The organism is Arthrobacter sp. 35W (assembly GCF_000482545.1).
GTDB lineage: Bacteria > Actinomycetota > Actinomycetes > Actinomycetales > Micrococcaceae > Specibacter.
Window position 1 is genome coordinate 1,053,497 of record NZ_KI519455.1, and the last position, 20,668, is coordinate 1,074,164.

Here is a 20,668-nt window from a genome sequence, read left to right on the forward strand (position 1 = left end):
CATCAATGAAAGAAGAGGTTCTCTGACCCGTGAGCGAGACAACTACACCGGCCAGTGACGTTCGCAATGTCATCATCGTTGGCTCCGGCCCCGCCGGCTACACTGCAGCGATCTACACCGCCCGCGCCAATCTGAACCCGCTGATGATCGCCGGCTCGGTGACCGCCGGTGGCGAGCTGATGAACACCACTGATGTGGAAAACTACCCGGGCTTCCCCGAGGGCATCATGGGCCCGGACCTCATGGAGAACTTCGGCAAGCAGGCCGAGCGCTTCGGCACCGAGGTCATGTACGACGACGTCGCTTCCGTTGAGCTGTCCGGCGAGATCAAGACGGTCACCCTGGCCGACGGCCAGGTGTTCAAGGCACGCACCGTCATCATCTCCACCGGCTCCGCCTACCGCGAGCTCGGTCTGGCCGATGAGAAGCGCCTCTCCGGCCACGGCGTCAGCTGGTGTGCCACCTGCGACGGTTTCTTCTTCAAGGACCAGGACATCGCCGTCATCGGCGGCGGCGACTCCGCCATGGAAGAGGCCATCTTCCTGACGAAGTTTGCCCGCAGCGTCACGGTGGTCCACCGCCGCGACACCCTGCGTGCCTCCAAGATCATGCAGGACCGCGCCCTGAACCACCCGAAGATCTCCTTCGTGTGGAACACCGAAGTCATCGGCATCGACGGCGAGGCCAAGGCGACCGGTCTGCGACTGAACAACCTGGTCACCGGCGTCAAGAGCGAACTGCCCGTCACCGGCGTCTTCGTCGCCATCGGCAACGATCCCCGCATTGAACTGGTCAAGGACCAGCTCGAACTGACCGCCGAGGGCACCATCGCCGTCGACGGCCGCACCTCCAAGACCACCATCCCCGGTGTCTTCGCCGCCGGCGATGTCATCGACCCCACCTACCGCCAGGCCATCACCGCCTCCGGCTCGGGCTGTGTAGCCGCGCTGGACGTGGAGCACTACCTGGCCGGCCAGTAGTAGAAAGAGAAGAACATATGAGCAACGCCAAGAGCGCAACCGACGCCTCCTTCGCCACCGATGTCCTGGCCGCCGACAAGCCGGTCATTGTGGACTTCTGGGCGGAGTGGTGCGGCCCGTGCCGCAAGCTCGGCCCCATCCTGGACGAGATCTCCGTCGACTACGCCGACAAGGTGGATGTCATCAAGGTGGACGTTGACGCCAACCCCGCCATCGCTGCACAGTTCGGCATCACGTCCATCCCGGCCGTGTACCTGTTCCAGGGCGGCGAGGTGAAGAGCACCGTCATCGGCGCCAAGCCCAAGCAGTTCTTCGAGAAGGAATTCGCAGACTTCCTGCAGTAATCCGTCTTCAGCAAGAGGCCGGTGCAGCCCAGTGGGCTGCACCGGCTTTTTGCTGCCCGGTTGCCGTGTTGATGGGCAGTGCTCCATGGGGAGCGCTGCCCATCGACGCATCCGCCGGGATTCCGATAGGTTCTAGTTAGTCGATCAACCGGAGAAACCGGTTGGACAGCAACCGCACCGGACCTCCCGGCCGCACACACTTTGAAGGGTGAACATCATGGCAAATGGCATCATCGGCAACGATCCCGCAGACATGGCCGACCTCATGGGCAAGCTGGACCACGCCGTGAACGAGATCCACAACCTCACCAACACCCTGGACTCCAAGGCCCAGAGCGTGCGCTGGGAGGGCCAGGACGCCAACAACTTCAAGCACTCCCAGTGGCCGGACCACAAGCGCGGCCTGAAGCAGATCGCCGCGCAGCTCGAAGAGGTCAAGAACACCGTCAAGCGCCAGAAGGAAGAGCAGGAGCGCACCTCCTCGCACTAGCCCCAACCGGCGCCCCCACGGGGCGGCACGCACGGCACGCACAAGGCCCGCGGAACCATCCGGTTCCGCGGGCCTTGGTGCGTTAGGGTCAGCCGTTCTTGCGGCCCTTGCCCTGGTCCTCGCGGAAGACCTGGACGATGGTGGGGCGCGGCGCCCTGACGTCGCCCGGGGCCGGCTGGGCGCCCGCTGCCACATAGTCCGGGAAGAGCGAGTTCAGCTGGTTGTAGCTGCCTTCCTCACCCGGGTGCTGCACCGCCACATAGACCATGGAATCGTCATCGTGCACAATCGGCCCGCAGGTTTCAGCGTTGCGGGGCACGGAGAGGAACTGCTCAACGTTGCCGCGGTTGCTTCCCTCCAGCCCCACCTTGAAGAGGCCATCGTTGTAGCCGATGCCGGAGGGGGCGCCGTCGGTGGAGATCCACAGATTGCCCTCGGTGTCGAAGGCGAGATTGTCCGGGCAGGAAATCGGGCTGACGTCCTCCACCGGGAAGCCGCTGAAGTAGGTGGCATCGCCCTGGGCGGGATCGCCGCACAACATCAACAGGTTCCACGCAAAGGTGGTGGCCGTCTGGTCTCCGCGGCTCTCGGTGATCTCGACAATGTGGCCGTCGCGGTTTTGCGAGCGGGGGTTCGTCTCGTCGGCGGGAGCGTTGCTGCCAACGCCGCGGTTGGAGTTGTTCGTGCAGGCGACGTACACCTTGCCCGTCTGCAGGCTCGGCTGGACGTCCTCGCAGCGGTCCATCTTGGTGGCTCCGGCCTTGTCTGCGGCCAGGCGCGTGTGGACCAGAACCTCCTCGATACCCATGCCGGCAATGGCGCTCTTGCCGTTGACCACCAGCGGCAGCCACTGTCCGGCGCCGTCGAATTTTCCATCGGCGGGGACGGCGCCGCTGCCGTCGATCTCGCCGGCGGAGGTGCCGGTGAACTTGGCCACGAACAGATCACCCTCGGACAACAGGGTCATGTTGTGCGCCTTGTCGTTCTTCTTGTATTTCGCCTTGGAGACGAACTTGTACAGGTAGTCGAAACGCTCGTCGTCGCCGGAGTAGGCCACCACCTTGCCATTGTCGGCGATGATGACGTTGGCGCCCTCGTGCTTGAAGCGGCCGAGGCTGGTGTGCTTCTTCGGCACCGAAGTGGGGTCCTCCGGGTCGATCTCGACAATGTAGCCAAAGCGGTTGGGCTCATTGCGGTAATCCTCACCGCGGGCATCAAAGCGCGGATCCTCCTTCTCCCAGGCCATGGCCGTGGCCTTGTTTTCCAAGCCGTAGCGGCGGTCCTCGGTGGAGGTGCCGTTGGTGCGGAAGAAGCCATTGAAGTTCTCTTCGCCGGAGAGGATGGTCCCCCACGGTGTTGAGCCGCCCGAGCAGTTGCCCAGGGTTCCCAGAACAAAGCGTCCTGTGGGGTCGCCCTTGGTCTTGAGCAGGTCCGAGCCGGCCAGCGGACCCGTGAACTCGAACTTGGTGTCCATCGTGATGCGGCGGTTCAGCTTGCCTCCGCGGACGTAGTCCCACGGCTGGCCCTTGGCATCACGGGTGAGCTCGACGACGCTCATGCCCACGGCGTTGCGGAAGATGTTGCGGCGGGCCGCCTCCTCAGCCGCCGTCGCCGGCGCGGCGGGGAACATGATCTGCGGGTTCACGTATTCGTGGTTGCAGATCAGCAGACCCTTCTTGCCATTGGGCTGGCGGAGGATTTCCGTGTAGTCGTTGTTGTAGCCGAACTGCATGGCCTGGGCGGCGGCGCTCTGCTGGGCAAAATCGAAGTCCGGGGAATTAGTGAACAGCGGGTCGCCCCAGCGGATGATCGGCGACCAGTCGTAACCGTCCGCGACGTCAAAGGTGTCGACAGCTGCATCGACGGGCTTGATGGGACTGAAGGGCAGAAGGCTCTTGCCGTTTCCCTTTCCGTTGTTGGGGTTGGTGTTCTGGCCGGCCAGGGCGTTGGCCGGGGTGGGGCCGCTAAAGGCGACGGCGGCGGCACCGAGGATGCCTGCCGCGCCGGCACCGAGCGCCGTGCGACGGGAGAACTCAGCGGACACAATGTCCCGGAAGTAGCTGTTGCTGGATGTGTTGCAGACGGCCTTGGCACAGGCGTTGTCGCATTTCAGACTGCAGGTGACAGCGCTGCGCTTGCCCTTGGTGTGCCCCAACATGGGCAGCAGCTTCTTCAAGTCGTTCATGGTGGAACCCTTCATCGGTGACGCAGTGGGGGATGTGTTTCAACTTTGCCAAGGCAAGGAGGCGGCAGAGCATGGCCCAGTTGAACGCACGGTGAACATGGTTTCCCGCAGCGGGGTGGTGCGTCGTGGCTGTCTGCGCACCGTCGTCCCGGGCGCCATAGTGCCCCCATCACGGAGATCCGGGTCCACCACACCCCTATCCCTCGTCGACGGCAATGCCCGGGCGACGTGTTTCACGTGAAACACAAACCGCGAACAGGACGCCCGATGACGTTGCCGCATGGTCCATCAATCGCGGCCAAGGCAATCGCACAGTCGCCAAGCCGCCAGACCATATGCAGTCCCGCAGCAGCATCGATCGAGTGGAGGCCCTCCTCCCCTTCGGTGTCCATGTCGTTGTGGTCGACGACGGCGCCCACCGTATCGGGTGCCGCGGGCCCCACACAGGTGGTCGTCTGGCGGGCCTCCGGTTCGGGGAGTTCGATGCTCCACAATGGAAGGCTGCGGGCGCACACTCAAGTTCCATGCGCAAGCGGCGGACGGGACCATCGAGGGCTTCGCCCGCGACATGGGGGTCAACCTCGCCGAGCCGATCGGTGCTTTGATGCAGCGGAACTTCGTCTGGGCCGTCGGCTGCATGTTCGTCGTCCTGACGGTCCTTACCTTTGCCACGTCGTGGGCGGGCCAGTGTTGCCGCCCGATGTCGGCAGCTTCGCCGCCATCGCTCCGATGATCTCGGTGCGAGCGGCGGGAATGATGGCGGGACCCCATCCATGTGTGGATGGCAAGACCGGCAAGGAAGCATCTCCGGGCCGCCTCAGTTGCGGGGGCACCGGCACGTCTGGCTTGAACGTCGCGGTGGCTCTTGGCACAGGCACTGGTCGCGAAAAGAGAAGTACCCAGTTGCCTTTTTCATAGCCCCTCGATCGAGTAATGATTGGGGGTGCCGGCCTGTCGTTCCTTGCATGATTAGTGCCCCCCAGTCATTGATGATCCGAATCTTCTATATCTGGCAAGCCCCCTTTGGGATCGTGCTGTCGTTGGCGTGGAGTGCGGTAGAGGTGGCGGGCGAGGTATCGCTTGAGGCAGCGGCGGATCTCGCGCGGGGTCTTGCCTTCGGCCTTCCGACGCTCGGCGTAGGCACAGGTTGCGGGGTCGTGGACCATTCTGACGACGGTGGCCATGTGCAGGGCGCTGTTCAGGTGCCTGTCGCCGCCCCGGTTGAGCCGGTGCCGCACGGTGTTCCCAGACGATGCGGGGATGGGGCTCACCCCGGCGAGAGCGGCGAACGCGGCCTCGGAACGAACCCTGCCCAGATGCGACCAAGCCGTGTAGACCACGGCGGCGGTGACCGGGCCGATCCCGGTTTCCTCCAGCAGGGCCGCGGCGGGGCTGTGGCCTCGAGGAGCTCCGATGTGCGGCTCTGGTTTTCCTTGAGCTCGGCATCGAGAATGGTGATGCGCTTGGCGAGCCGGACCGCCTCCGCCCGGGCTGTCGCGGCGGCGAGGGCCTCGTCCCGGGCGCGCCAGAGGGAGGACTCGGTGATCTGGGCGTCTGTGAGGGGCCTGCGGGCGTCAACGCCGAGGTCCACGCTGCGGAGCAGGGCGGTGAGTGCGTTGACCTTCGCGGTGCGTTCGACCGTCATCTGCCCCCCCTCGCGGCCACAAGGACGCGCAGGGCGGCCAGTGCGACGGTGCCAGCGAGCAGGGCCCCGTAGCTGCCGGCTCCCTCGATGATCCAGATAGATCCAAGGTCGCCGCCCGTGCGGCGGGCTGCCCAGCCGATCGCGCGGGCCCTGCCCGCGTGGGAGTTGGGGAAGGCTTCGGTTCCCAGGTGCTCGCCGTTGGCGGCGAGCACGGCATAGGTGTGTGTGCGGGCGTGGGTGTCCACGCCGATGACGAACGGGTATGAGTGTGCAACAGTGGTCATCGCCTGGGGTCCTTCCTTATAAATGGGCAGATGCTCTCCCGGCCGCGGTGCGGCCGTCGTCTGCCCGGCTGAAAGCCACGCCGAGGCATTCCTGTGATGGGCCACAGCCCCCACGGGGCTGGGCAGTCTTCTGATCAAGCCATCGGTGTGGGCCGGGAAGGCGCCGACCGACATCCCCATGGCCGGACAATTCAGATCCAAGGCCCACACAGGGAGCCGAGGGATCGCTAATGGGGACCGGACCAGCGTCATGAACCACAGCGCAGGGCAGCCGTAATGTGGATGCCGGGCCTTGCCGCCGCAGGACATGCCAACAGAATTGAAGGACACAAATTCCGGGAGGTTTGCGGTGATCACGGACCATGAACACGTCGGCATCTTCATCGGTGTTGACGTCGGCAAAAGCAACCACCATGCGGTCGCCATCGACCGGGCAGGGAAGAAGCTCCTCGACGGGGCACTGCCCAGGACGAGGCAAAACCCCGGGCCATCATCGCCTCCGTCGCCAAATAACCGACACCAAAGGCGCTGCGCAAGGCTGGCCAAACCAGGGTCACAGCCCTCTTGCCACGGTATGCGCCCAGGGCCGGGAAAGGCTGGGCCGCAGACATCTTCACGGCCTTGGGTGAGCAGACCATCGTGGTCGCCGGCACCGGCGAAGCGGTCATTGTCCTGCCGCAGCTGGCGGGCATGCTCAAGCAGCTCCGCGCATCCCGGACCGAGATTCTCACCCAGGTTGAGGCGGTTGTCGAGGCCCACCCTCTTCCCACCGTCCTGACCTCCATTCCGGCGGTCAGGGTCAGGACGGAAGCGCGCATCATCACCGAAGTTGCGGGCAAGGAATTCAAGACTGCCGGACATCTGGCTTCCTATGCCGGGCTGGCGCCGGTAACCTGGCCGTCCGGGACCTCGATCCGTGGCGATCACCCGGCCAAGAAGGGCAACAAGAACCCCAAACGGGCCTTCTTCCTCTCCGCGTTCGCCGCGCTGAAGGACCCGCTCTCGCGGGCGTATTACGACCGGAAACGGGCCGAAGGCAAACGGCACAACCAAGCCCTGATCGCCCTGGCCCGCCGCCGCTGCTTTCGTCCTGTTCGCGATGCTCCGCGACGGCACCTTTTACGAAGCCCCGACTCCGAAAACCGTCTAGCCACCCAAGGCACCAGCTGGCCGGCATGCGCCACCAGCTACTGGCCCCTGCCCAAAACGACCCACCACCACCTGGCAAGAAGACCCGCCCAGCCCCTTGACGAAAAACATAAGGACACCCGCCCACATCGACACCGGCCTGTCCATCCTGTGCATCGATTCCCAGCCACGTCAGCGGTCAGCAACGACGGCCGCCAAGGATATGCCCGCCCATCAACAGCGCTCCGGCGCCGGATCCGCGGAGCAGGTCCCCAGTTGAACCAACCACCCCAACAGATCCGGGGGCACATCTGCAATGGATTCGCTGGACCAACCAGCGCAGTCTTCAAGGTGAAATGGCTCCACCGTTCGCCAGGACGCTTTGGGTGGCACTGCTGCATTCTTGCACTTGGACGTTGCCCATCGACTTGCTCCTACCCCATGTGCCCAAGGCTGCCGTCCCGGAACCAAGCAGTCTTAGGAACAATTGCCGGGTCGGCAGCCGCCTGGTGCCTGCTCTCTCGTAACGACATCATCTCCGCAGGCAAGGCCAGTCAGCTGCACCCGAACAAGCGGCCGGCTGTTCCATAACAGACCCCCCCCAACCCGGGTCACGAGTCCAAGAAACCTTGATACCTGCGCACATCAGTTCGGAGTCCGAGCCCCGTTCAGTTTCACGTGAAACATTTGGGCGGTCGGGTAGTCATCACGCTGAGGCGGCATGCCGTGGTGTGGGATCCACCCGCTCCGCATTGCCACCCTCAGATTCGTCGCTGGACTCAACGGATCATCCGGGTCAGTCCCAGACTGGATCCGGCCTCGTGGCCGCCACAGCTGCGTCGACCAAGGGGCACCAGATTCCCGCAAACGAACCAGTCGCGCATTTAGGAGGAAACGGCACTTCACAGTCGACGGCGCTGGGCTAGTCACCGCGTCAATGCCCGGCAACGCGACGGCCTGCTTCCAATCCGTTCGTCTTGCACTGGCAGACACAACTCGGACAGGCTCTCGTATGAGGTGCGCATTACCGACAGCGCCGAACCCATCTCGGGATTGCCGAGCCAGCTGCTGACATGCAGTGGGGCACAGACAGGGTCCAATCGACGAACGGTTCAGAGACGTCCCACCATTCTCGCCACCCGCCCAACGCCCCGCCACACCCCTTCATTTTGGGCGCACGGCCCTTATCCGCCTCTGACCGACGTTGCCCCGGTCAGCTGGCCGGGTCGCAGTGGAATTGCCGGACCTCTTGCGAGCAGTGGCAGGCGATGGCGATTTTCGCGGCCCACTCGACTGCCGCCTCACGCGATGGAAGTTCGAGAACGGTGTAGCCGCCGTTGGGTACCTTGTGACCAGGGTACGTACCCTGGGTGATGGTGCCGTCACCGGCCACGAGCAACGGCATCACTCTGGTGCCCAGCACTACTATGGCGACGCTTCACGACAAGTGCTCCCCGTGAAGCGTTGCGTCCGACCCGCAGGGTTTGCCCTACGGTGCGACAGGGAGACCTTGGCGCGCTGGACGCCACCCCTCCAGGCACCCCAGACTCATATGTTTTCTCCCACCCAGCTGGGATGGGAGCGGCTAGATGAGTAGTTCCAAGGGGTCAGTGGTCGTAGGCGGTCAGTGGGCGGCGGACGGCCTGCCCGGTCTGATCGTTGTGCCAGACCGCCGCCGGGGTCCGTCGGCCAGCGCCCGAGGCATGGCCGGGGTGCCGGCGAGGATGTCCAGGAACGTCTGGCGTTCATCGGCGGTGGCCCCGGTCAGGGCGTATCCGACCGGCAGCCCGTGCACGGTGGGACCAGATACAAGCGCAGTACTCGTGCTCGGCCCACCCCTCCAGCTACGAGCGGCGGACCGTATCCTTGGGGCGGGCGCAGGCGCTTGTTGTAGCCGGATTGGCCCGGCAGGTACGCCGAACATCGGGCGCCGGGACGCGTGCGCGTACCGCAGCCACCCCGCCTCGGAGGTGCAGCCGAGAGGGGCCTGCATCAGCACCAGCGTCATGGGTTCGATATCGGTGATCGTCGGGCTGATGCCGATCCTGGGCCGGTAGGGAATCCGTTCCGGATGGGCCATCAACAGGTCGTCGGCGTCGGGACAGAATGCCGTTGCCAGGGTGTCCAGGTCGGTGTCCACAGGAGCCTCCAAGTTCGACGGTGGATGTATACCGCCGATGTTGGGCACCCTTGCATCATGCGTAAAGGCACGACAGACAGTCGGGATCCCTTGGAATCAATCATCTAGAGGGTAATCAATGTCCGGGCAGTACCGAGTGGCTTTCATTGAAGATGTTCCCCAGGACACCCGCGGGTACTCATCGATCGTGCCAAGTTCTGAAGCCGGGAGGACATCTGCTGGTCGGCACAGGTTCCAGCTCCGGATCGTGGTTGCGGCAGCGACTTCGACGGTGGCCACCATTGAGGCGGCAAAGCCGACCCCATCGAATATACCTTCGGCTAGGGGTTCCCGTTCGTGAAGAATGATGATTCATCGAACCCACCGACTGTGTATCCAAGTAGACCACTGCCCGCCTCTCGCGAGTAGTGATGAGTGATCCTTGATCTGTGCGCCGCATTTCTAATGGTCACTGAGTCGCTTCAATGGAAACTCGAACGCACTGCCAGTACCGCCATGCTGGATGGATGCTCCCCCGGAACCGGCTGGGAGCAGATCCATAACGCGCTTTCGTGAGGCGGGACGCGCCCGCCAGTGGCACTTCCGGCCTGCAACCCATATGCCTGGTTAGTGCGTGCATGGCGCGCCCATGTCTACATCGACGTGCGGACGAGAGTGGCAGGCAGGCGTCGAGCTGAGCAGTTGGCATGGTCCTGTTTCACGTGAAACATCGCAGGGTTCCGGTGCCACCGCCAGCCCATCCAAACAACCGCCCGGACTCCATATCCATCAGGGTGATGGAGTCGGGGTGGGACTCATCAGTCGTCCTGCCTCTACCGCGTGCGAATGGCTATCCGGCACATTGCCACGCGCCACCGGCTCACTTTCCCCGCCGTCGATCACCCCGGTGTGGTGGGTGATCCTGTCGATCATCGCTCAGGCGATGGTGACGTTGCCGAGCATGTTGGACCAGCTCGGCGGCCAACAGTCCGCGGGTTTGGGCCGCGGCCAGGTGCGCGATCAGGGAGCGGTCCGCGGTAACCTACGCGATCCGCCCGATCATTCACGGGTCCACGGAGTATCCGTTGGAATGCACGCGCACGTAGTTGGCCCGCGACAGCCGGGTGTCGAGTTGGTCGTTGACGTCGGGCCGGTCGGCGAAGTTGCACCCGGACATGAATCCGCGGCGGAAGGACCGGTTAATCCGCTCCACCATACTCTTGGACTCCGGATCCCTGGGCGGCAGCAGCTTGATCTCGGCGGCCAGGGCCCGGTCCACAGTCCCCCTCCATACGCCCAGCTGCTTAGCCAGCTCCCGCTTGGGGATCTTCTCCTTCGCAAACCGGTTGCGGTCAACCACCCAAACATCCAGGGCAATCACCTTCAACGGTGTCGGGTGGCTCTGTTTTCAGATGGCAGTTCTGGCTCCATTTTCTCTAATGGTTAATGGCTGGCCCGGGGCCGGCTGGTGCTACTCCGGCCGGGTGTGACTCGCCTATTTTCTGACCTGCCGATGGCAGTGTCCTACAACCAACCCGTCCGCCCGGCCGGAGGCGCACCGGTCTGGCCCACTCCGATGGCTTGATAGAAGGTCGTCCAGCCCGCCGAAGCCGACAGGCCGTGACTCGTTAGAGAACTGTCTCGGCGTGACTCACTCCCGGATTGGCGCTTCCACCAGCCCATGGGAAAGGAGAACCCGAAATGACCATCGTGGCCGAAAAGTACGTGCACATCATCGGCGTGGACACCCATGCCAGGACCCACACCTACGCCATCCTGTCCTCGGCGACCGGCCAGATCACCGAGACGGCAACTTTTCCGACCAGCCCGCCGGACATCGCCCGCGCCATGGCGTGGATGGACCGCCGGACAGTCAACGGGAAGGCCCTGGTTTCCATTGAAGGCGCCAGCTCCTACGGGGCCGGCCTGACCCGGACCCTGCTGGGCGCCGGAACCGATGTCTGTGACGTGCGGCCCCCGCGAAGGAAATCCCCACGGGGCAAGGGGAAATCCGATGCCATCGATGCGGCTGCCGCCGCACAAACCGTCCTGGGAATCGATGTCCTCTCACTGCTCCGGCCCCGTGCCGACGGTGACCACAACGCCCTGCGGATCCTACTGAACGCCAGGCGCAGCACGGACAGCCAGCGCACAGCCGACCGCCTGGCACTCACCGCCCTGGCCCGGACCACCGCCGTGGGCATCGATGCCCGCAAGGCACTCACCGACACCCAAATCCGCACCATCAGCGCCTGGCGCCAGCGGGCCCACGGCGACCGGGCCGACGCGGTGGCCCGGGCCGAGGCACGGCGCCTGGCCCTGGCCGTCGTTCACTTCACCGCCGAACTGGAGGACAACAAGACCGCCCTGGCGGAGATCGTGGCGGACATGGCACCGGGCCTCCTGGACGTGCCAGGGGTTGGGCCGGTGACGTCCGCGGTGATCCTCACCGCCTACTCACATCATGGAAGGATCCGTTCCGAGGCAGCATTCGCCGCCCTCGCGGGCGTCAATCCGATCCCGGCGTCCTTGAGGCACAACCGTCCGGCACCGGCTCAACCGGCATGGGGACCGGCAACTGAACCAGGCCCTGGACACCATCACCCGAAGCCGCATGAGTTTCGACCCCAACACGCGGGACTATGTCGCACGACGGACCCAGGAAGGGAAGACCCGCCGCGAGATCCGCCGCTGCCTCAAACGCACCATCGCCCGGCAGCTCTACCGCAAAATCAACGCCATCATGCCTTGACTCAACCCATAGAAGGGTCGGTCGGCATCGACACCAGCACCAGCACCAAGCCTGACAGCTCCGGCCGGGCATCCGGCCACGCGGTTTCACGTGAAACATTCAGTGGAACTCCTACTTGCACAGGTCAACGCAGGCTTGAGCGAGGCGCGTTGGCTCGTCATGCACACCCGTTTCATCGCCTAAGTCCCTACACGACGGCCTGGCGGCGACCCGGGACTCGCAGCAGTGGCCACCACTCCTCCACCGGCCCCGCAGGCGTCCTCAGTGGCCCCCTGCGGGGCTAGTGGCGTTTGGCGGGGCGTGGGATCCTTGAGATCACACGGGGCCCGGTGGGGGCTGGGCGCGGCGGAGGCGCCAGGATTCAACAGCTCAAGACAGGCTCACCAGATCCCCCGCCGTGACCCGTCCGCTCAAATCGGATGTGGCGACAACCAGCTGGTTGATTCCAGACGCCGCCCGGGCCAATCAGAACTGCCGCTCAGCGCCGACCGGTAGTCAGGTTGCTGCAGTCCCGAAGAGCATCCACACGGACTCGCCACTACACATCCCTGACCAGCAGCCTGCCCACCGGCAGCCACTATCGCCAGTACTTCTTTGCCGCTCTAGATACTGGCCGCCGCGGATCTTCATGCCACGAAAGAGACCGCGCTTGCCAAATGTTTCACGTGAAACAACATCATGCCGGGGCACCTGTTCATGCGCGCCGCACCAAGCTCCCGCCCGCGACGATCAGCGAAGTGGCCGGCTGGTGGGAGTTCAAATCCGAAATCGAAATCCATCGGGAGCCCTTGCGGGCCCGCACTGCCACCACTCAAGAACCAGAACGGGCCCGTCGGCCGCGGAAGGACAATCCGCGGCACCCAATCCGTTGCGCACTCTATTCACGCGACGGCACTTCGGGCAATCACCGGAATAGCCCCATGGTGCCCGATGCAGCACCACGCGGCCCCGGATTGCCCATTTCGCAGCGGATCTCGTGAATACTTTCTGTTCTTAGGATCAATCCTGGTGAACTGGAAATTGTTGAAAGCACAACAAAAAAGAGGGGGTTGATGGTTCCACGTGAAACCATCAACCCCTCCCCTGAGGAATGGGACTAGTCCGAACCGGGGGCCAGAACATCCATGATGCGGTTCAGGTCCTCAACGGACGCAAACTCGATGCTGACCTTGCCCTTGCGGGCACCAAGCGAAATCTTCACATTCGTGTCGAGGCGGTCGGCCAGCGACGTCGCAAGGAAATCGAGGCGCTCATGGCGCGGGCTGGGCTTTGCTGCAGGCACGCGGGCGGTGTCATCCGGTGCCTGGTAAAGGGTGACAGCCTCTTCCGTTCCGCGCACGGACATGCCCTCGGCGACGATCCGCTGGGCAAGCCGCTCAATGGCGGCGTCGTCCGGAAGAGCCAGCAGCGCACGGGCGTGTCCTGCGGACAGCACGCCGGCCGCGACGCGGCGCTGGACGGCTGCAGGCAGCTTCAGCAAACGAAGCGTGTTGGAGACCTGCGGGCGCGAGCGGCCAATGCGGTCCGCCAGCTGCTCGTGGGTTGTGCCGAAGTCCTCCAGCAGCTGCTGGTAGGCAGCCGCTTCTTCCAGGGGATTCAGCTGGCTGCGGTGCAGGTTCTCCAGCAGTGCATCACGGAGGAGGTTGTCGTCGTTCGTTTCGCGGACGATGACGGGAATCGTCGTCAGGCCGGCAGCCTGGGTCGCACGCCAACGGCGCTCACCCATGACCAGTTCGTAGGGCTCAGCACCGTTTTCAGCTGATTTACGGACTACGATCGGCTGGAGGACGCCGATTTCGCGTACGGAGTGCACCAGTTCAGCCATGTCGTCTTCATCAAAGACGGTTCGGGGCTGCTTCCGGTTGGGGTGGATGTCCCCCACCGGGAGCTCCATGAAGCGCGCGCCCGGGACCTCAAGCAGAGGCAGCATGGGATCTGCCTTCCTTCGGGGCGTCCGCGGCGTTGTTTCACGTGAAATAACTGGAGCCACGGCTGTCTTGCGGTCCTTCGGTTCCGGGAAGAACAGATCCACAGGGCGTGCAGCAGTGGCCGTGGTGGTGCCACCTTCGGCTTCTTCGCCGGCTGCGTTTGGAATTAGAGCACCCAAGCCGCGGCCCAGGCCCCTGCGCTTTTCAGTCATGGACAATTCCCTCCAGTGGAAGATCCCAACGATTATTGGGTGAAGACGTAGCGGTGTAGATGAAAGTCTAGCGTTCGGCGAGTTCTGCGGCGGCTTCCAGGTACGACAGCGCGCCGGTCGATGACGGATCGTACGTCATGACGGTCTGCTGGTAGCTGGGTGCTTCCGAGATGCGCACATTGCGGGGAACCACTGCCCCAAGCACCTGGTTCGGGAAGTGCTCGCGCACATCCGCGGCCACCTGGGCGGCCAGATTGGTGCGTCCATCGTACATCGTCAGCAAAATCGTGGAGACCACCAGATCCGAGTTCAGGTGCTTCTGGATCATCTCAATGTTCTTGAGCAGCTGACTCAGACCTTCCAGTGCGTAGTACTCGCACTGGATCGGGATCATGACCTCGTTGGCTGCCACAAAGGCATTGACCGTCAGCAGGCCGAGGCTGGGCGGGCAGTCAATGAACACGTAGTCCAGGCGGGGCTGCCCCGTCTTTTCACGTTCCGCAGCATAGGTGTCCAGCGCCCGCCGCAGCCGCTGTTCGCGGGCAACAAGCGAAACCAGTTCAATCTCCGCTCCGGCCAAGTGGATGGTCGCCGGCGCAACGATGAGGTTGTCAATGTCCGGGCAGGGGGCAACGACGTCGGCCAGGGCAAAATCGTTGATCAGGACGTCGTAGATGCTGTCCACATCTGCGTGGTGCTCGACGCCGAGGGCGGTGGACGCGTTGCCCTGCGGGTCGATGTCAACCACCATGACATTAAGGCCCGCGGATGCCAGGGCTGCCGCGATGTTCACAGTGGTGGTCGTCTTACCGACGCCACCCTTCTGGTTTGCGACTGTCAGGATGCGGGTCCTTGACGGGCGGGGAAGCTTGCGTCCGAGCAGTCGTTCACGGCGCTTGTTCTCGCTGATCAGCTGTCGGGCAATGGGGCTGTCATCCAGGTCGTCCATGAAGCTCCTCTGGGCAGTAGCGGGTCGTGTTTCACGTGAAACATTGACGCGGCGCTGGCTATCAACCGAATTCGGTTGATTAAGGATGGAACTGGCCGCCTTGGCCTGCATGGTCACAGCCTGGGAGCCGGAACGCGCAGAACCCAGCGACATGAAGGGCGGGATCCGTTGCATAGATCCGTCAGTGCTGGTCACTGTGCCACGCTCACTTTCTTAGGGCTTTGCTTGCCGCTCTCTAGCCTATCGGTTGCGGCTGGGGAGCTGGGGACTTCATGGAACGGAGGCCACCGCTCAGCGGCGGGCCACCTTGACCCGCACCACAGTAGTGGGTTCGTCAAGGATGTCCGCGCCGGCGGTGAGCACCTCGGTGGCCACACCGCCGAGCTTGCGGATGATCTTGGCGGCCTTCTCGATTTCCTCCGCTGCACTGCGGCCCTTGATCGCCAGGAGTTCACCCTGTCCGCCGAGCAGCGGGATGGTCAACGGTGCCAGGGTGTTCAACGCGGATACGGCACGGGCCGTCACCACGGAGCACTCGACCTTGCCCAGGGCGGCTTCGGCCCGGGCGCGGATGATCTCGACATTGGCCAGACCGAGGTCCATGACCACTTCCTCGAGCCACACAACGCGCCGTTCCAACGGCTCGATCAGGGTCAGTTCCAGATCCGGCCGGGCGATGGCCAGGCACAGACCCGGCAGACCGGCCCCGCTGCCGACGTCGGCCACGCGGGCGTTGGGGGCGATCAGCTCAGCCACCACAGCACAGTTGAGGACATGCCGGCTCCACAGGCGCGGAACCTCGCGCGGGCCAATCAGGCCACGCTCGATGCCGGACGTTGCCAGGTGCTCGACATAGCGCTTGGCCAGGTCCAGACGGTCGCCAAAAATACGCTCGGCCGCGGCCGCTTCAACTTCGGTCAGCTCAACCACAAAAAAATCTCCTCAGCACGGGCATGCGCCGGCCACCCTGATGGGTGGCCGGCGCATGGCTCATGGCATCATTACTGCGCGGTGACCACGATGTGGCGGTCGGTGCCTTCGCCCTCGGATTCGCTGACGAACCCCAGATCTGCGATGGCGTCATGGACAATCTTGCGCTCGTAGGCACCCATCGGGGCCAGGGCAACGGAACCGCCGTCGGCCTTGACGCGGTCCACTGCGTCCTGGGCGATCTTGGCCAGTTCACCGTTGCGCTCGTCGCGGTAGCCGGTGATGTCCAGCACCAGGCGTGAGCGGTTGCCGGTGGCCGACAGTACGGACAGGCGCGTCAGTTCCTGCAGGGCCTCGAGGACTTCGCCGTCGTGGCCCACCAGGTTCTTCAGACCGGCGGTCTCCTCTTCGGAAACCACGGAAATGTAGGTCCGGCCATTGCGCACCTCAATGTCGATGTCGCCATCGATGTCGGCAATGTCCAGCAGTTCTTCAAGGTAATCCGCCGCTACGTCGCCCTCTTCCTCGAGGCGGCTCGCACCGGTGGAAGCCTCCTCAACGGCAGTCGCGTCGTCGTCGGCAAGCTCTACGTGGCTTTCAGCAGTCATTACTTCTTCTTCCTGTTCTTGCGCTGCGGCTGGACGCGCTGGCCCTTGATCTCTTCAATTTCTTCAACAACCGCTTCGGTCTTCTTCGATGCACTCAGCAGGGGCAGGCCCTTGGCCGCGCGGCGCTGCTGGTACTCGCGGTAGGCGGGCGAACCGGGGGTGGGCATGCGGCGGATCACGAAGAACTGCTGCCCCATGGTCCAGAGGTTGGTGGTGGTCCAGTAGATCAGAACACCGATGGGGAAGTTGATGCCACCCACACCGAAGACCAGCGGCAGTACGTACAGCATCATCTTCTGCTGCTTCATGAACGGGCTGGCCATGGCGTCATCGCTCATGTTCTTGCTCATGATCTGCTTCTGCGTGATGAACTGCGAGGCCGTCATGGCCACGATCATGATCAGTGAAAGCACGACGACGGCGGCGTTCAGGTTGCCACCCTGCAGCTGCGGCAGGAAGGCTGCCGACAGCGGGGCGCCGAAGATCTCGGCCTGGTCGAACTGCTGCACCTGCTCGTGGCTCATGGCCCCGATGCCGATGTTGTCACTGTTGGCCTTCGCCACACCCGAGAGCACCTGGAACAGCGAGAAGAAGAACGGCATCTGGATCAACATGGGCAGGCAGGCGGAGAACGGGTTGGTGCCGTGCTCCTTGTACAGCGCCATCTGCTCCTGGGCCATGGCCTGGCGGGAGAGCTGGTCCGTCTTGCCCTTGTACTTGGTCTGCAGCTTCTTCATATCCGGCTGCAGTGCCTGCATGCCGCGCTGGGCCTTGATCTGCTTCACGAAGACAGGGATCAGGGCGGCACGGATCACCAGCACCAGGCCGATGATGGACAGAGTCCAGGCCACGCCGGAGGCGGGATCCAACCCGAGGAAGGTGAAGAAGTCATGGAAGAGCACCATGATCCACGACACCAGCCATTTGAAGGGAAACAGGATCGTCCCGAAGAAATCAAACATTCTTTACTATTCTCCTCAAGCCGCCGTGCGGCCTTCTGCATCCGATTGAACTGCCAGATACCGATCCGGATGGTTCAGCTGAACAATGAAAGGGACCAACGCAGGGTCATCCCCGTGGTCATGAGCCGGGACGGGATCGATCCCGCCGGAGTTCCAGGGGTGGCAGCGGATCAACCGGCGCGCGGCGAGCCAGCTGCCCTTGACGGCACCGTAGACGGTGACAGCTTCGAGGGCATAGGCCGAGCAGGTGGGAAAGAATCGGCACACCGGCCCGTAGAGAGGTGAAATGAGGCGGCGGTACAGCTTCAGCGCAACAATCAAGATATTGCGCGGAAGGTTCCACAGAAACCGCCCGGCGGAGACCAGGGCACGCGTTGGAAAAGGAAGGGAGTGTGGGAAGACCGCAGCAGTAGTTGCCATGGTGTCCTAGTCCCTTTCCTTTTCCGTCGCAGCAGCATCCGCGGCCGCAAGCCGGCTCAAAGCCTTGTCACTTGCGCCGTTGAAATCCTTCACGAGCTCCTGCCAGGTTGCACCGGCAGCAGCGGGCAGGGCCCGCACCACGATGGTCAGCCCATTGGGGTGTTCGTGAAGCGTTGTGAGCGCTGCTTCTCTCAGTCTCCTCTTAACGAGGTTCCGGGCAACAGCGTTCCCAACAGTTTTCGCAACAATGAACCCGATCCGCGTTGGCTCGCCGGGAACAGCAGGGGCCACATATAACACTAAGTTCCGGCGCCCATTTCGGACGCCGGAACGTACAGTATGTGAGAAATCGGCCGAAAAACGCATTCGGTTTCTGGTGGCTAGCACCCTGCGCTCAACGCCAACTTCTTAAGGCTCGACAAAATAGTCAAGCGGTGGGTGGTTACGCCGACAGCTCTACGCGGCCCTTGCCACGACGGGCTGCCAGAATGGCACGGCCGGCGCGGGTGCGCATGCGAAGGCGGAAGCCGTGCTTCTTGGCACGACGGCGATTATTCGGCTGAAAAGTCCGCTTGCTCACGGTAGTTACTCCAAGACTAGATGCGCCTTGCCCAGAACTACAGGGGAAGTGCAGGACGACGCTGAATATGGGGATGTCTACTAGATCGCGACCATTTTGGAGCGAACGCACAGAGGCAGAAAGTAGACACTAAGGACTACACAACGTTAGGTCATGGCCCGGCCCACAGTCAAACCGGCGCCCGGAGGCCTCCCCTTAAGCGTGTGGACCAGAGGGGCTGTGGACAGGGGGTCGAGGGTGCCCAAAGAGGCTCCCAGAGGGCCATCCGGGCCCGTTTTCCACCACGGCCTGTGACATTTATCCACAAGGGGAATCCCTGCTATCTTCTGGGCAAACCATCCTCTAGGCTAGGCCAGTGGCTAGTTATCCACTGCCTGTGAATAACTCTGTGGACGACCGATTCCGTGGATGCCAAATCCATGGCTGGCCACAGGGGGCCGACTGAACAAACCGAGCAAGGGGTACGAATGAGCACTGACGAGATCAACGATGTCGGCAGCTCTTGGCGCAGAGTGGTGCGCATCCTTGAACAAGATGACAGCGTCACCCCCCGCCAACGCGGATTCGTTGTCCTGACCCAGCCCCAGGGGCTCATTGGCAGCACCCTTCTGGTGGCCGTTCCCAATGACCTCACGCGCGAAGTGCTGCAGACGCAGCTCAAGGGTGCCCTCGACGACGCGCTCCGCCAGGTCTTTTCCGAAGACATCCACTGCGCATTCAGCGTGAACTCGGATCTGGTGCCCGCCCAGGAAGAGGAGCAGGCACCCGAGCCGGTTCCGGTGAAGCCGCGCCCCGAGCCGGAGGCCAAGCCGTCCCCGACGCTGCCCAGCACCTCCCAGGAATTTGGCCGGCTCAATCCGAAGTACGTTTTCGACTCCTTTGTCATCGGTTCCTCCAACCGCTTCGCCCACGCGGCCGCCGTCGCCGTCGCCGAAGCACCGGCCAAGGCCTACAACCCGCTGTTCATCTACGGTGATTCCGGACTCGGCAAGACGCACCTGCTCCACGCCATCGGCCACTATGCGCGCCGCCTCTACAACGGCATCCGGGTCCGCTATGTGAATTCCGAGGAGTTCACCAACGACTTCATCAACTCCATCCGCGACGACGAGGGCGCCAGCTTCAAGCAGCTCTACCGGAACGTGGACATTCTGCTGATCGACGACATCCAGTTCCTGGCGAACAAGGACGCGACTCAGGAGGAGTTCTTCCACACCTTCAACGCTCTGCACAACCACAACAAGCAGGTGGTCATCACCTCCGACCTCCCGCCCAAGCGTCTGCAGGGCTTCGAGGAACGCATGCGTTCACGTTTTGAGTGGGGCCTGCTGACCGATGTCCAGCCGCCGGAGCTGGAAACCCGCATCGCCATTCTGCGCAAGAAGGCCATCGGCGAGGGTCTGTCAGCCCCGGACGATGCCCTCGAGTACATCGCATCGAAGATCTCGACCAACATCCGCGAGCTCGAGGGTGCGCTGATCCGCGTCACCGCCTTTGCCAGCCTGAACCGGCAGCCGGTGGATGTGGCTCTGGCGGAGATCGTCCTCAAGGACCTGATCACCGACGACGGCGCCCAGGAGATCACGGCCGCGGCCATCATTGGGCAGACCGCCGCCTACTTCAACATCTCCCTTGAGGAACTGTGCAGCAAGTCCCGCACCCGCACTTTGGTGACGGCCCGCCAGATCGCCATGTACCTCTGCCGCGAGCTGACGGACATGTCCCTGCCGAAGATCGGCCAGGAGCTCGGCGGCCGCGACCACACCACCGTGATCCATGCCGACCGCAAGATCCGCGAGCTCATGGCCGAGCGCCGCGCCATCTACAACCAGGTGACCGAGCTGACCAACCGCATCAAGCAGCAGCAGCGCGAAGGCTGAGTCCTCCGCCACAACGGCAGTAATTAACACCTGTGGATAGACCTGTGGATTGTTAAGTGCACAACCCCGGTTTAAGGGGGCATAACTCACCCCCTGCCTGTGGATCCCTGAAATGGCGCGGAAAGTTGTCCACCGCCATCCACCGACAAGGCCGTAGTGGCCCCACAGTTTGTGCACACCCCAGATCGCCGCGAGGACGCGGACCAGGCGAGTTATCCACAGTATCCACAGGAGTTATTAACACTACGAATCCCAAAAGATTTGGTTTTCAA

General features: G+C 63.4%; 15 protein-coding genes and 3 pseudogenes. 6 read left to right on the plus strand and 12 right to left on the minus strand.

Annotated features, from left to right (window positions below):
- Nucleotides 1-29 precede the first annotated feature (29 nt).
- From trxB to K254_RS0116965, 3 genes are all read left to right on the plus strand, one after another.
- On the plus strand, nucleotides 30-980 hold the full coding sequence (gene trxB / locus K254_RS0116955) for a thioredoxin-disulfide reductase (protein WP_026556373.1): 951 nt from the start codon (nucleotides 30-32) through the stop codon (nucleotides 978-980).
- A gap of 17 nt (nucleotides 981-997) precedes the next feature.
- Nucleotides 998-1,324 (plus strand): thioredoxin, encoded by a 327-nt coding sequence (gene trxA / locus K254_RS0116960; protein ID WP_026556374.1) that lies wholly within the window; start codon nucleotides 998-1,000, stop codon nucleotides 1,322-1,324.
- A 217-nt stretch (nucleotides 1,325-1,541) separates the two neighbouring features.
- The gene (locus K254_RS0116965) at nucleotides 1,542-1,814 is read left to right on the plus strand and encodes a WXG100 family type VII secretion target (protein ID WP_155848585.1); all 273 of its coding nucleotides are present in this window, start codon (nucleotides 1,542-1,544) and stop codon (nucleotides 1,812-1,814) included.
- Between the two features lie 88 nt (nucleotides 1,815-1,902).
- On the opposite strand, the gene K254_RS0116970 is transcribed toward K254_RS0116965, so the two are convergent.
- Together K254_RS0116970 and K254_RS23815 are read right to left on the minus strand one after the other, a co-directional pair.
- Nucleotides 1,903-3,999, minus strand: coding sequence for a PhoX family protein (locus tag K254_RS0116970; protein WP_026556375.1), 2,097 nt, complete (start codon nucleotides 3,997-3,999; stop codon nucleotides 1,903-1,905).
- A gap of 983 nt (nucleotides 4,000-4,982) precedes the next feature.
- A pseudogene (locus K254_RS23815) lies at nucleotides 4,983-5,928 on the minus strand (transposase).
- Nucleotides 5,929-6,441: 513 nt separating this feature from the next.
- Between K254_RS23815 and K254_RS25475 the strand changes: the two are divergent.
- Nucleotides 6,442-7,078 (plus strand): annotated as a pseudogene (locus tag K254_RS25475) (transposase); the annotation flags it as partial.
- Between the two features lie 1,602 nt (nucleotides 7,079-8,680).
- Here the strand turns inward: K254_RS25475 and K254_RS23825 are convergent.
- Nucleotides 8,681-9,196: a hypothetical protein gene (locus tag K254_RS23825; RefSeq protein WP_026556380.1), complete on the minus strand. Its 516-nt coding sequence runs from the start codon at nucleotides 9,194-9,196 to the stop codon at nucleotides 8,681-8,683.
- Between the two features lie 1,042 nt (nucleotides 9,197-10,238).
- Nucleotides 10,239-10,535 carry an integrase core domain-containing protein gene (locus K254_RS0117005; RefSeq protein ID WP_155848607.1) on the minus strand — a complete coding sequence of 99 codons (297 nt, stop codon included), beginning with the start codon at nucleotides 10,533-10,535 and terminating at the stop codon, nucleotides 10,239-10,241.
- Nucleotides 10,536-10,876: 341 nt separating this feature from the next.
- Between K254_RS0117005 and K254_RS23830 the strand changes: the two are divergent.
- Nucleotides 10,877-11,927 (plus strand): annotated as a pseudogene (locus K254_RS23830) (IS110 family transposase).
- Between the two features lie 1,096 nt (nucleotides 11,928-13,023).
- Here K254_RS23830 and K254_RS0117020 read toward each other — a convergent pair.
- The 8 genes from K254_RS0117020 to rpmH form a co-directional block, all read right to left on the minus strand.
- Nucleotides 13,024-14,067 carry a ParB/RepB/Spo0J family partition protein gene (locus K254_RS0117020; protein WP_026556382.1) on the minus strand — a complete coding sequence of 348 codons (1,044 nt, stop codon included), beginning with the start codon at nucleotides 14,065-14,067 and terminating at the stop codon, nucleotides 13,024-13,026.
- A gap of 67 nt (nucleotides 14,068-14,134) precedes the next feature.
- Complete coding sequence (locus K254_RS0117025) at nucleotides 14,135-15,211, minus strand: ParA family protein (RefSeq protein WP_231391892.1); 1,077 nt, start codon at nucleotides 15,209-15,211, stop codon at nucleotides 14,135-14,137.
- Nucleotides 15,212-15,307: 96 nt separating this feature from the next.
- Entirely contained in the window at nucleotides 15,308-15,946 is a 639-nt protein-coding gene (gene rsmG, locus K254_RS0117030) for a 16S rRNA (guanine(527)-N(7))-methyltransferase RsmG (RefSeq protein ID WP_026556384.1), read from the minus strand.
- 71 nt (nucleotides 15,947-16,017) lie between these two features.
- The gene (locus K254_RS0117035; protein WP_026556385.1) at nucleotides 16,018-16,554 is read right to left on the minus strand and encodes a Jag family protein; all 537 of its coding nucleotides are present in this window, start codon (nucleotides 16,552-16,554) and stop codon (nucleotides 16,018-16,020) included.
- Nucleotides 16,554-17,516, minus strand: coding sequence for a membrane protein insertase YidC (yidC, locus tag K254_RS0117040; RefSeq protein WP_026556386.1), 963 nt, complete (start codon nucleotides 17,514-17,516; stop codon nucleotides 16,554-16,556). Before yidC ends, K254_RS0117035 begins: the two co-directional genes overlap by 1 nt.
- 15 nt (nucleotides 17,517-17,531) lie before the next feature.
- Nucleotides 17,532-17,936 carry a membrane protein insertion efficiency factor YidD gene (gene yidD / locus K254_RS0117045; protein WP_026556387.1) on the minus strand — a complete coding sequence of 135 codons (405 nt, stop codon included), beginning with the start codon at nucleotides 17,934-17,936 and terminating at the stop codon, nucleotides 17,532-17,534.
- A 6-nt stretch (nucleotides 17,937-17,942) separates the two neighbouring features.
- Complete coding sequence (rnpA, locus tag K254_RS25480; protein ID WP_081710208.1) at nucleotides 17,943-18,323, minus strand: ribonuclease P protein component; 381 nt, start codon at nucleotides 18,321-18,323, stop codon at nucleotides 17,943-17,945.
- A gap of 55 nt (nucleotides 18,324-18,378) precedes the next feature.
- A complete protein-coding gene (rpmH, locus tag K254_RS25485; RefSeq protein WP_011776797.1) occupies nucleotides 18,379-18,516 on the minus strand; it encodes a 50S ribosomal protein L34 in 138 nt (45 codons plus the stop codon).
- 467 nt (nucleotides 18,517-18,983) lie between these two features.
- Here rpmH and dnaA point away from each other — a divergent pair, with 467 nt between their 5' ends.
- Complete coding sequence (gene dnaA / locus K254_RS0117050; RefSeq protein ID WP_026556388.1) at nucleotides 18,984-20,396, plus strand: chromosomal replication initiator protein DnaA; 1,413 nt, start codon at nucleotides 18,984-18,986, stop codon at nucleotides 20,394-20,396.
- Nucleotides 20,397-20,668 lie beyond the last annotated feature (272 nt).

What these genes read in the sequence shown, in the direction of transcription:
- trxA (WP_026556374.1), top strand. Translation starts at nt 998, where the DNA reads ATGAGCAACGCCAAGAGCGCAACCGACGCCTCCTTCGCCACCGATGTC.
- K254_RS0116965 (WP_155848585.1), top strand. Translation starts at nt 1,542, where the DNA reads ATGGCAAATGGCATCATCGGCAACGATCCCGCAGACATGGCCGACCTC.
- K254_RS0116970 (WP_026556375.1), bottom strand. Translation starts at nt 3,999, where the DNA reads ATGAACGACTTGAAGAAGCTGCTGCCCATGTTGGGGCACACCAAGGGC.
- K254_RS0117020 (WP_026556382.1), bottom strand. Translation starts at nt 14,067, where the DNA reads ATGACTGAAAAGCGCAGGGGCCTGGGCCGCGGCTTGGGTGCTCTAATT.
- K254_RS0117035 (WP_026556385.1), bottom strand. Translation starts at nt 16,554, where the DNA reads ATGACTGCTGAAAGCCACGTAGAGCTTGCCGACGACGACGCGACTGCC.
- yidC (WP_026556386.1), bottom strand. Translation starts at nt 17,516, where the DNA reads ATGTTTGATTTCTTCGGGACGATCCTGTTTCCCTTCAAATGGCTGGTG.
- yidD (WP_026556387.1), bottom strand. Translation starts at nt 17,936, where the DNA reads ATGGCAACTACTGCTGCGGTCTTCCCACACTCCCTTCCTTTTCCAACG.
- dnaA (WP_026556388.1), top strand. Translation starts at nt 18,984, where the DNA reads ATGAGCACTGACGAGATCAACGATGTCGGCAGCTCTTGGCGCAGAGTG.